This is a genomic window from Dissulfurimicrobium sp. (genome assembly GCF_049968175.1).
GTDB lineage: Bacteria > Desulfobacterota > Dissulfuribacteria > Dissulfuribacterales > Sh68 > Dissulfurimicrobium > Dissulfurimicrobium hydrothermale.
On record NZ_JBMFRG010000062.1, the window covers coordinates 1 to 10,851 of the forward strand.

General features: G+C 49.6%; 13 protein-coding genes. 5 read left to right on the top strand and 8 right to left on the bottom strand.

Annotated features, from left to right (window positions below; all coding sequences use genetic code 11):
* From ACP5SG_RS08040 to rlmD, 6 genes are all read right to left on the bottom strand, one after another.
* The coding region (locus ACP5SG_RS08040) for a uroporphyrinogen-III C-methyltransferase (RefSeq protein WP_428123379.1) at window positions 1–218 on the bottom strand (218 nt) is incomplete at its 3' end.
* The gene (gene hemC / locus ACP5SG_RS08045) at window positions 208–1,143 is read right to left on the bottom strand and encodes a hydroxymethylbilane synthase (protein ID WP_237889923.1); all 936 of its coding nucleotides are present in this window, start codon (window positions 1,141–1,143) and stop codon (window positions 208–210) included. The genes hemC and ACP5SG_RS08040, both read right to left, overlap by 11 nt.
* Entirely contained in the window at window positions 1,140–1,367 is a 228-nt protein-coding gene (locus ACP5SG_RS08050) for an FmdB family zinc ribbon protein (RefSeq protein ID WP_237888442.1), read from the bottom strand. Before ACP5SG_RS08050 ends, hemC begins: the two co-directional genes overlap by 4 nt.
* Window positions 1,368–1,538: 171 nt before the next feature.
* The gene (locus ACP5SG_RS08055; protein WP_428123385.1) at window positions 1,539–2,147 is read right to left on the bottom strand and encodes a D-sedoheptulose-7-phosphate isomerase; all 609 of its coding nucleotides are present in this window, start codon (window positions 2,145–2,147) and stop codon (window positions 1,539–1,541) included.
* 62 nt (window positions 2,148–2,209) lie between these two features.
* Complete coding sequence (locus ACP5SG_RS08060; RefSeq protein WP_424661360.1) at window positions 2,210–2,818, bottom strand: flavodoxin family protein; 609 nt, start codon at window positions 2,816–2,818, stop codon at window positions 2,210–2,212.
* Between the two features lie 156 nt (window positions 2,819–2,974).
* The gene (rlmD, locus tag ACP5SG_RS08065; protein WP_237888439.1) at window positions 2,975–4,306 is read right to left on the bottom strand and encodes a 23S rRNA (uracil(1939)-C(5))-methyltransferase RlmD; all 1,332 of its coding nucleotides are present in this window, start codon (window positions 4,304–4,306) and stop codon (window positions 2,975–2,977) included.
* Between the two features lie 164 nt (window positions 4,307–4,470).
* On the opposite strand from rlmD, the gene ACP5SG_RS08070 reads away from it, so the two are divergent.
* The 5 genes from ACP5SG_RS08070 to ACP5SG_RS08090 are packed head-to-tail and all read left to right on the top strand — an operon-like array spanning window position 4,471 to window position 8,284.
* Window positions 4,471–5,097 carry an RlmE family RNA methyltransferase gene (locus ACP5SG_RS08070; protein ID WP_424661359.1) on the top strand — a complete coding sequence of 209 codons (627 nt, stop codon included), beginning with the start codon at window positions 4,471–4,473 and terminating at the stop codon, window positions 5,095–5,097.
* Window positions 5,054–5,602: a putative metalloprotease CJM1_0395 family protein gene (locus ACP5SG_RS08075; protein ID WP_237888437.1), complete on the top strand. Its 549-nt coding sequence runs from the start codon at window positions 5,054–5,056 to the stop codon at window positions 5,600–5,602. Before ACP5SG_RS08070 ends, ACP5SG_RS08075 begins: the two co-directional genes overlap by 44 nt.
* Before the next feature lie 19 nt (window positions 5,603–5,621).
* A complete protein-coding gene (locus ACP5SG_RS08080) occupies window positions 5,622–6,518 on the top strand; it encodes a phosphoribosylaminoimidazolesuccinocarboxamide synthase (RefSeq protein WP_424661358.1) in 897 nt (298 codons plus the stop codon).
* The gene (locus ACP5SG_RS08085; protein WP_237888435.1) at window positions 6,496–7,176 is read left to right on the top strand and encodes a thermonuclease family protein; all 681 of its coding nucleotides are present in this window, start codon (window positions 6,496–6,498) and stop codon (window positions 7,174–7,176) included. The genes ACP5SG_RS08080 and ACP5SG_RS08085 overlap by 23 nt, the downstream gene beginning before the upstream one ends.
* A 28-nt stretch (window positions 7,177–7,204) precedes the next feature.
* Window positions 7,205–8,284: a histone deacetylase family protein gene (locus ACP5SG_RS08090; protein ID WP_237888434.1), complete on the top strand. Its 1,080-nt coding sequence runs from the start codon at window positions 7,205–7,207 to the stop codon at window positions 8,282–8,284.
* A gap of 2 nt (window positions 8,285–8,286) precedes the next feature.
* On the opposite strand, the gene ACP5SG_RS08095 is transcribed toward ACP5SG_RS08090, so the two are convergent.
* Window positions 8,287–9,480: a glucose-1-phosphate adenylyltransferase family protein gene (locus ACP5SG_RS08095; RefSeq protein ID WP_237888433.1), complete on the bottom strand. Its 1,194-nt coding sequence runs from the start codon at window positions 9,478–9,480 to the stop codon at window positions 8,287–8,289.
* 33 nt (window positions 9,481–9,513) lie between these two features.
* A complete protein-coding gene (locus ACP5SG_RS08100; RefSeq protein WP_237888432.1) occupies window positions 9,514–10,599 on the bottom strand; it encodes a DHH family phosphoesterase in 1,086 nt (361 codons plus the stop codon).
* Between the last annotated feature and the right edge of the window lie 252 nt (window positions 10,600–10,851).

Sequence of the window (10,851 nt, forward strand, 5' to 3'; positions counted from 1 at the left end):
CCTATCCTCTTCCCTACATATATGCGTTCCGCATCAGGCGGTGCAAATGACATGAGCCTTGGGCTTGCCAAGCGGTCATAGATGATTACATCGGCGTTTTCGATGATCTTTTTGCCCTTTATAGTCAAAAGACCAGGGTCTCCTGGCCCTGCGCCCACAAGATATACCTTCCCAGGCCTCTTTATTTTCCCTGGTTGCACCGATCTGTCATCTTGCATATGTCTCTCTTAATATCTCCGCCCCACCTGCGGCAAGCATTTCGCCGCCAAGAGTATATCCAAGCCATTCGGCCTCATCTCTGCCGGCCTCTTTTGTCATTTTGATGATTCTTTTCCCAGCCTCGTCACCTATCAGGCCGTGGAGGATAATGCCCGCGCCGCCTATTTCTGCGAATGCACCTATTGGCACCTGGCAGCCGCCCTCAAGCCTTGCCAGAAATGAGCGTTCAGCCTTTATGCATATGGCCGTTTCCTCGTGATGTATGCAGTTTAGGATATCGCGTATCCTTGCATCGTCGCCCCTAAATTCCAGGCCGAGGGCCCCTTGCCCTACGGCAGGAAACATGACCTCGGGATGCATGTAATGGGTTATCTTCTTTTCAAGGCCAAGTCTTTTAAGGCCGGCAGATGCAAGAACAATGGCGTCGAACTCCCCTTCAGCCAGTTTTCTGAGTCTTGTGTCCAGGTTACCCCTCAGGGAGACGATATTCAAATCAGGTCTTATCGCCCTCAGCTGGGCCATACGCCTGAGGCTGCTCGTGCCCACCTTCGCACCTTCCGGAAGCCTGTCGATGGGCAGACCGGTCTTCGAGATAAAGGCGTCACGTATGTCTTCCCTCTTCGGAAAGATGCTGACTTCAAGGCCGTTGGGCAGCTCAGCAGGCACATCTTTGAGGCTGTGCACAGCGAAATCTATCTTTTTTTCAAAAAGGGCCTCTTCTATCTCCTTGACAAACAGCCCCTTGCCTCCCACCCGTGAAAGGGGCACATCTAGTATCTTGTCACCCTTGGTCGTTATCTTAACAAGTTCTATTGTGACATCGGGCCTTAAGGCCTCGATCCTGTTTTTAACCCATGTGCTTTGCGTAAGCGCAAGCACGCTCTTCCTTGTCCCAAGCCTTAATGTCAATCTGTTCAAGGTCAACCCCCGCACGAACCGCAGTTTGAACTGCTGCAACCGCTGCAGCCGCCCTGGGCCTTTTTGCCTGTGCCTGTGAATTTATATCCAGATTTAATCGCACAGACTGACATCTTTTTTTGGATTTTGTCATCCCCGCACTTAGGGCACGCGGTTTTGCCCTTTGAACCTATGACAAGGGCCTCGAACTCATTGCCACAAGCTGAGCAGACAAATTCATAGATGGGCATATCTAAATCTCCTTTCAAATCGGTTAGTTATTTTTCTGACTCGTCAAGGACCGCCAGGCCGCCGGAGACAGTCGCCCAACGGGGCACAATAATTCCATTTCTTTTCCTTTCATCGAAAGACTTAGGCCTCGGAAACCCATGCCTTTAGGTATTAGGCGATTGACTCTTGGTTCATCCATGGCGCTTGCCGCCGAACATTTCCTGTTCGACGATATCGCACAAAAGGTGGCCTATAAATATGTGCACCTCTTGTATCCGCGGGGTATCTGAAGACGAAACCGTGATGACGAGGTCGGCGTGGGCAGGCATCTTCCCACCGCCTTTTCCTGTAAAGGCCACTGTCTTTGCCCCTTTGATCCTGGCTGTATCCATAGCGAAGATGATATTTTGGGAGTTGCCGCTCGTGCTGATGCCGATCACCACATCTTTTGGTGATGCCAGGGCCTCTATCTGTTTGGAAAAGACATAATTGAAGCCATAGTCGTTTGAGATAGCTGTAATCACCGACGTGTCAGTGGTGAGGGCGATGGCTGGGAGCGGGTTTCTTTCAAGACGGAAGCGGTTTATGAACTCCGCCGCGATGTGTTGGGAGTCCGCTGCGCTTCCACCGTTTCCGCAGAGCAGAAGTTTTCCGCCGTTTTCAAATGCGGACGAGACCCATCCCCCGAGCTCAATAAGTTTTGGCGAATTCACGATTACCGTCTCGGAAATGGCCTTTATAAGGTCATCCAGCGCCCTGTTAATCAGCAATTGTCGGTCCCTTGAGTCATATCCTGTCATTTGAAACCTATTTATTTAAAGATTAAAGATCTACTTAACTCTAAGTATTATAACAAAATTTCCTATGGGCGGTAGAGATATGGTAGACTTGAGACATCATCACCCCTTGCAACGCATCCGCCGAGTTCCTGCGCCTCATTGAGGGCACTTGGATGTTTGTTTATGGCGCCCTTGGTATCTATGCCGCGGTACAGCAGTGCACCTTCAAAGTCTGCATCTATCGCATCAAAGAAATAGCGAACGGTCCTTGTAACGCCGTCGAAGAGAAGTTTTCCTTTGGTGGCGCCGAGCGATATGAATATACCCTTTCTACGTCTGCCGCCGTATGGCCCACGCTTTAAGAGGTATTTGCCAGCCCAGCAGGCCTGCGATCTCTCGATCAAGGCCTGGGTCCTGGATGTTATGTTGTAGAAAAATATGGGCGATGCCAAGATCACCCAGTCTGCAGTGGCGATCTTTTGATAGATCGGGGTCATGTCGTCCTTGATGATGCATATCCCTGTCTCGTTACAGCCCCCGCATTCAATGCAAGGTGACATCTTGAGCGTGTTAAGATCCACTTTTTCGCAATCCACACCGGCCTCCTTGGCCCCGAAGATTAGCCTGTCGAGGATGGTGTTTGTATTTCCGTCGCGTCTCGGCGACCCCATGACAGCGAGTATCTTTTTCATAATATGTCCTTCTCCTTCGTGTTTCCGGCATCAGTACCCAAAAGACCTTAGGCGGACGACAGTGGCACGGCCGTCTTTACCTGAAACCAGGGGGCGTATGTGAAGATAGATTCTATAACCCGGTCTGCAGGGCGGCAAGGGTTTAGGTGTTTTTTGTTACCTTTCGAATACGGCCATTACCTCTACATGCGATGTATGCGGAAACATGTCCATGACCCTTATGCCTTTGAGATGGTAGCCGCCTGTATGGACGAGCACTGCTGAATCCCTTGCAAGCGTTGCCGGGTTGCACGAGACATATACGATTCTCCATGGTCTTGTTTTGGAGAGGTGCTTTATCGCTTCCGGCGCACCTGATCGCGGCGGATCGATTAGGACCTTGTCAGGTATTTCATTTGCCCAATGGGCGCATGAAGGATCACTTGAGAGATCAGCCGCGTAAAAGACGGCATTTTTTATATTGTTTCGCATTGCGTTCCTGTCGGCCCCCAAGGCCATGGCCAAGTTTCCTTCGACGCCTATAACACGGCCTGCAGTTCGGGCGATCGGGAGGCTGAAGTTTCCGAGGCCGCAAAAGAGATCAAGTACGGTTTCTAGGTGTGTGGGTGCAAGGGCATTGACGGCCTCCGAGACCATAAGTCTGTTCAGCGCCCCATTTATTTGGATGAAGTCACCGGGTTTGAAAGATATCTCTACGTCAAATTCTGGCAGGCGGTAAGAAAGGGTGTTTTCAGTCTCAGGCCAGAGGGGCGTAACGGTATCGGGACCGCCTGGCTGTAGATGGATGTGGACACAGTGGGTTTTGCCAAAGTTCTTCAATGCCTCGATGTCTTCATCCTCAAGGTCTTCGAGGCAGCGGAATATCAGGGCGGCCGCCTCGTCCCCGGCCGAGACCTCGATCTGTGGTATGGTCTTGAACGCCCTGAGGCCTGATATGAGCGTCTTGAGCCCTGCTATGAGGTCCCCTATCCTGGGATCGAGCACTGCGCAGGAATCTATGTCGGCGATGAGGCCGCTTTGTTTTTCTCTGAAACCCACGAGGACCCTTGTCTTTTTTTTAACGTATCTTACACCCAGACGGGCGGATCGCCTGTAGCCCCATATCGGACCGACGAGAGGAGGAAGGATCTCAGCTGGTTCGGTGCCGCCGAAGTGCCTTAGATTTTCAATGAGGGCCTGTTCTTTTATACGGATTTGCATATCATGCGTTATGTGCTGGAGACTGCACCCGCCACAAAGTCCGAAGTGTGGACACCCCGGCTTGACCCTGTCGGGAGAAGGATTTAAGACCTCAACCACCTGCGCCTCGTCAAGGCCCGCCTTTCTTTTTTTGTATCTGAACCTTACCCGCTCCGAGGGAAGCGCCCCTTCTACAAAAACGATCTTTCCGTCTATATGTGCAATCCCGCGGCCGTCATGAGAGAGTGATTCGATGTCGGCTTCTCCTAAAATTTCCTGGCCTTGCCTGCGTTTTCCCCTTCTTGGCATGGTCTTGCAGAGGTCTCCTGTCGAGATTCTATTTTTTCAAGGGGCGATAATATGCTATAAATAGATCCTTGGAAAGGCTAAAAGAGGTTTCCTGTTTCCAGCGCTGTTTACCTGTAGGCCGATAATATGCTATAATTAAATAAAAATTAATTCCTGAGGGTTTGATGAAAGAGATCAAGGACTTCTATTTCAGAAGGGCTAAAAAAGAAGGCTACCAGGCCCGCTCTGTTTATAAACTTAAGGAAGTCCAAGAGAAATACGGTTTTCTTACGTCCGGGCAGATGGTTGTTGACCTTGGCGCAAGCCCAGGTTCCTGGACCAAATATGCCGCGCAAGTAATAGGGGAAAGGGGCCGCATTGTGGCGGTTGATCTCGATTCGCCTTTAACTCTCCCTGCTAATGCGATTTTTTTGAAGACAGACGCCTTTGATGTCGAGATATCAGATCTCAGGAAGATTGCACCTGCGTTTGATGTTGTATTAAGCGATATGGCCCCAAGGACTAGCGGGGTCAAGGATATGGATCATTTGAGGTCAATATCTCTTGCCGAAAGGGCGCTTGATTTGGCACTTGGGGTCTTAAATACAGGTGGGGCCTTTTTCTGTAAGGTCTTTCAAGGACGGGATTTTCCTGGTTTTTTTGAGGGATGTAGGCGACATTTCAGATCGGCTAAGGTGATAAAGCCCAGGAGTTCTAGACCTGAAAGCGTAGAGGTCTTTGTGCTCTGTATGGGATTCAGGGCTGATCATGAAGATAGATCAACAGAATCAATATCAGATATACGAATATAACTACGAGCCGAATTCTCGTGGCAATGATCGTTCTGGCAAGGGCGAGATAGGTTTCGATCGCAAGGCCGTTGGTGACCGCGTGCGGCAACAGGATGTCGAGCGGGTGGTTCAGCAGTTGAAAATGACTGAACAGAAGGTGATTGCCCATGAGATGGCACACAAAGTGGTCGGCGGTAACTATGCTGGGGCCGTAAGTTATGAATATCGAGTCGGGCCTGACGGGAGGCTGTATATTGTCGGCGGAGAGGTGCCTATTGATGTCTCAGACGGCATTTCGCCGGAAGATACGGTTAGGAAGATGGAACAGGTAAGGATGGCTGCACTTGCACCGATTGATCCATCGCCGCAGGATTACAGGGTGGCCCAAGAGGCCTTGATGAAAGAGGCGGCTGCAAGACAGGAAATTATAAAGGCCGAGATGGAGAACAAGGCCATGAAATATAAAAAGAATAACGCCGGGACCAATGGAGGGGATTCAAGGGCCGGTTTGTCGCTTTATGTCTGAATTTTTAAAGGAGGCATTAATGCCTGTTTTTGAGACGGATCTTAGGGGTATAAGGCTCATTAGCCGTGGTAAGGTGAGAGACATTTATGAAGTTGGCGGCGATATCCTGATTGTGGCTACAGATCGTTTGTCGGCCTTTGACGTTGTCCTTCCAACCCCTATCCCGGATAAGGGTAAGGTACTTACAAGGATGTCCCTCTTCTGGTTTGATTTTTTAAAGGAAAGGGTGCCGAATCACCTTCTGACCGCAGATGTATCAAGGTATCCAGATGTCTTGAGGCCTTATGAATACCAGCTCAAGGATCGGAGTATGTTTGTAAAGAAGGCCTCACCCCTGCCGGTCGAGTGTATCGTAAGGGGATATCTGTCAGGGTCAGGTTGGAGTGATTACAAGAAGACTGGCGCTGTCTGCGGGATACGACTACCTAGAGGGCTTGTAGAGTCGCAGGCCCTGCCTGAGCCGATTTTTACGCCCTCCACAAAGGCTGCTGTTGGTAGCCATGACGAGAACATCTCCTTTGAGAAAATGATTGAGCTTGTCGGCAAAGACCTTGCACAGACAATCCGGAATACAGCTCTGGATATTTATTCTGCAGCCTCTGTATATGCAAGGGAAAGAGGGGTTATCATAGCTGACACCAAGTTTGAATTCGGCTTGGTTGACGGGGTCTTGATCTTGATCGATGAGGTCCTGACACCTGACTCGTCCCGTTTTTGGCCGGTCGATTCCTATAGACCTGGCGGTCCTCAGCCTAGTTTTGACAAGCAATTTGTGCGGGATTACCTGGAATCCATTGGCTGGGACAAAAAGCCGCCCGGTCCTGCACTTCCATCCGAGATAGTTGAAAAGACAAGGGCTAGATACCTTGAGGCGCTGAAGAGACTTACCGGCCATGGGCTTGAACAGAAGGAATGACAGATCGGTCCGGGTCGTTTTTGGTCTGTTTATTCTTACGCTGGTCTTGTTCTGTTGCGTATTTCAAACGTCGGATTCATTTGCCCAAGGCGTTTATGAAGTCACAGCCAGGGTAAGGTATGTCATCGACGGCGACACGATAGTCCTAGATAATGGCGAACATGTGCGCTATAAAGGTGTGAACGCGCCAGAGATTAGGCATGATGACATGGAGGCCGAGCCGTTCGGATATGAGGCATTGAGGCGCAACAGGGATCTCGTGCAGGGGAAGACGGTTAGGCTTGTCATAGATAGGGCCGAAGAGAGAGACAGGCACCAAAGGCTTATTGCTCAGATCTTTCTTCCCGACGGGAGATGCGTGCAGGATGTATTGGTCTCGGAAGGTCTCGCAACCGTATGCGCTTATGATCATTTGGTCCGTCCGGACCATGGGCTTTTGAATCTCCAGGTGAGGGCCATAGGCGCAAAGAGGGGGATGTGGTCGGTGCCGCCGGCAAGGCCCGAGCATTATTATATCGGAAATAGGGCCTCGATGCGGTTTCATAGGCCGTCCTGCCCATATGGAAGACAGACGTCAAAATTGCATACAATGATATTTTATTCTCGCGAGGAGGCCTTCAAGGCAGGATATTGCCCATGTCGGAGGTGTCTGCCATGAAGGAAATGATCACAAGGGGGCACACTAGATGCACGATACGGATGCAACAATCCTCAAAAAAACCATCGGTGTTGTGCGGGATCAGAGATTTTTGGAACATATACCTGGTCTCGGTCATATAGAGTCACCTGAGCGCCTGAAGGCCGTCTATGAAAGACTTGACAAAGGTGACGCAAAAGGTCTCTATCAGACCATTGCCCCAAGGATGGCCATAAAGGACGAACTGGCCTGGAACCACAATAAGGGATATATCGAGCGCATCGAAGAGACACAGTTTCACAATTTTACACAACTCGATCCAGACACAATAACAAGTAATGGTTCATGGCAGGCGGCATGCCTTGCCGTCGGCGGGGTCTTCAGCCTTCTTGATGCGATTTTCAGCGGCAAGTTCTCTAGCGGCCTTGCCCTGGTGCGTCCACCTGGTCATCATGCGGAGAGGGGTAAGGCCATGGGTTTTTGTCTCTTCAACAATGTAGCCCTCGGTGCCCATTATGCCAGGAAGGTCTTGGGGCTGAAGAGGGTGCTTATAGTCGATTGGGATCTGCATCACGGAAACGGTACGCAAGACAGTTTTTATCACGACCCCAACATACTTTATTTTTCCAGCCATCAGTATCCATGCTATCCTGGAAGCGGTGCAGTGGATCAGATAGGCATGGGAGATGGATTGGGCTTTACGGTAAATTGTCCACTCAGACCCGGGGCAGGTGATATGGAATATGCCGCAGTCTTCAGGAGGCTGTTTCTACCGATAGCTAGGGCCTTTGCACCCGAGCTCGTGCTGGTTTCGGCTGGTTTTGATATCTATAAAGACGACCCGCTCGGCGGCATGGAGGTTACGTTTAAGGGTTTTGCCTATCTCGCCAGACTTCTGATTGCCATTGCCGAAGAGACTGCTGAAGGACGTATACTTTTTTGTCTTGAGGGGGGTTATAATCACTATGGCCTGGCCGAAGGGGTCTATGCGGTGCTAAGGGAATGTACATGCGACAGTATACTCTTGCCAGAGGAGGTATATGCCTTCGATACCTGTGGCCCTGGGCCAAGGGCCATAGACGAGGCAATTGAAAAACTCGAGGCGTTTTGGCCGGTTTTTCCTCATTAGCCTCAGATATTGCCTTTAAATCCCGGTTTGATTCGTGTACCTTCTTTGATATTCATGCCTTTTGGTATCTGCGCATTCGCGCCGATCACGGTAATGGCCTCAGCCCCCCCGATCTTTGAGTCCCTGCTTATGGTCGTATTTATGTCGATGATTGCATGGTCGATTACGGCCCCTTGATCGACATGGGTGTCAAAAAATAGTATTGAATCAGTAATCTGGGCACCTTCTTCAATCTTGACGCCGGGGAAGAGGATCGAATTCCTGACGCACCCATTTATCTTTACCCCATTATAGAATCTAGAATTTTCGCACAATCCATTCGGACCGATGATGGCAGGCCCCCTGTCCCTTATGGCTTCGTGGTCTAGATTCGTCCGCACCTGCCAATTGTCGAGGTCTATTTTGGGCGTATTCCCTAGAAGGGCCATGTTGGTATTCCAGTATTCTTTTATTGTGCGACTGTAGCCCCAGAATCCGCTAAATTTATAGGCATATACCTTGAACCTGCCTATCATCGAAGGTATGATATCCTTTCCAAATTCATGTGATTCCATTCCGGCATTTTCATTCAAAATCCTTTCAAGGACCTTGATCTTGAAGATGTATATAGTGAGGGACGCCCAGTTTGAGATAGGAGAGGACGGTTTTTCCGCATATTCGGTAATATATCCGCCCCTTGGGTCATCGTGTCTGAAACAGGCCAGACCGAATCTCGACGCCTCGACCTTTTCAACGTTTACAAATGCAGCGGTTACGTCGGCATCCATGTCTATATGGAAGTCCAGCATGGCCCGATAGTCCATTTTATAGACGTGGTCGCCTGAGAGGACCATGACAAGATCCGGGTTGTGTGAGCTGATGAAGTCAAGATTTTGGTATACTGCGTCGGCGGTTCCCTTGTACCAGTCGGAGGCATTGAGACCGTGAAAGGGCGGCAGTAGATTTATTCCACGGTTCCTGCCGGTCATGTCCCAGGCTGAGCCTGTACCAATGTGTTCGATAAGGGAGGAGGAGCGGTACTGGCTCAGTATCCCGACCCGCTCTATCCCTGAGTGCATGAGATTGCTCAATGGAAAGTCGATTATCCTATAAAGTCCTCCAAAAGGCAGTGTTGATTTCGGTCTGAAGTAGGTGAGGACATCAAGTTCTCCCACCCTTCCACCAGCAAGTACCATTGCGACGACTTTCGGCGTCATCAATACCTCCATTAGGTGATTATTGGGTTTCAATTAGTTCAAGTGCTTTAGCACCAGTCTTTGCAGTGTAGAGGTCGTAAACTTCATAGCCATGGTTTCCGTCAGATTTTTCAGTGGGATTTCGGCCCTGGCCTTTTCTTTGTGTCCGCCTGCCGAGCCTATAGCGCCGAATACCCTGGCCGCAAGTTTCCCGGCGTCTTTCTTATAGCCGTCACATCTAAATATCACTATCAATTTGTCGCCGTACACCCCTGAGACGATGACCCATCCTATATCATGTACGTGGGTGAGGAAGTCTGCCACAACCACAAGCATATCGGGGTTAGTCACCTTTTCGATATGTGAATAGATACGCTGTTTGCTTACCTTCATATTTTCAAAGGCCAATTTCAGATATTTAAGCTCAGACCGCCTTATGTCGGAGGTCTCTATCTTGTTTAACAGCTGCTGGTTTATGCCTTTGAAGAGGTGTTGAAAGCACAGTATGTCAGACTGTGTGGCCTTTTTGGTGAAATTCTGGGTATCTGATTTGATGCCGTAAAAGAGTGCAGTGGCGAGGGCTACGGATGGTTTTATCTTGGCCGTCTTGAGGTATTCGAATATCATGGTGGAGGTGGCCCCGTATTCTGGCCTTATGTCGATAAACTGGGCGGTCCATCCCTCAGTGAGAGGATGGTGATCTATTACTGCATGGTATGAGATGACGGCTAGGTCAGGGTTGTGTGGCGGCTGCGAGTCAAGTAGGACGAATTTTGTAAAGGCCTCTTTCTTGACGGATCGCAGCCGCTGCATCGGTATCTTCAGCAGATCCTTCATCGCGATGTTGTTCACCCGCATGATCTCGTTCTGATGGGCAATCGAGACCTCTTCGACCCTCCTGGCAAGGAGCCTTTTTATTGCGAATGCACTTGCCATGGCGTCAGGGTCTGCTACGATTATTAACAAGACCTTGTCATCCTTTTTGAAAGACTGGAGTAGGATGCGGAGCCGCTCTTTGTTTGAGAGTCTTTTTATGCAGCGGGTCATTTGGCCCGGGGATTGAGATTCGGGACAGACCTCCTCTTCCTTTCCGCTTGTATTTTGGATGGATAGGTTTTGTTTATTTGTGTTTGACGGCATTATGAATTTATTTAATAATATTTAAATTCAGATTCATGCCGGACAGAGTCTCCGGCCATTACAGCCGCTGATTGTCGGTTGACAACCGTCAAGTGCGGAATATCTTTAAATTTTTAAAATGTTATAGTTAAATGAATTATAAAAGGGATCTTGCCTCTAACTTAGTAAGGAAAAAGAAAAAAATCAAGCTGTACCACTGGTTGTGGTTGGGGCTCGTGTTCAAGGCATGTGTTGATATATTTGGATTTTGGC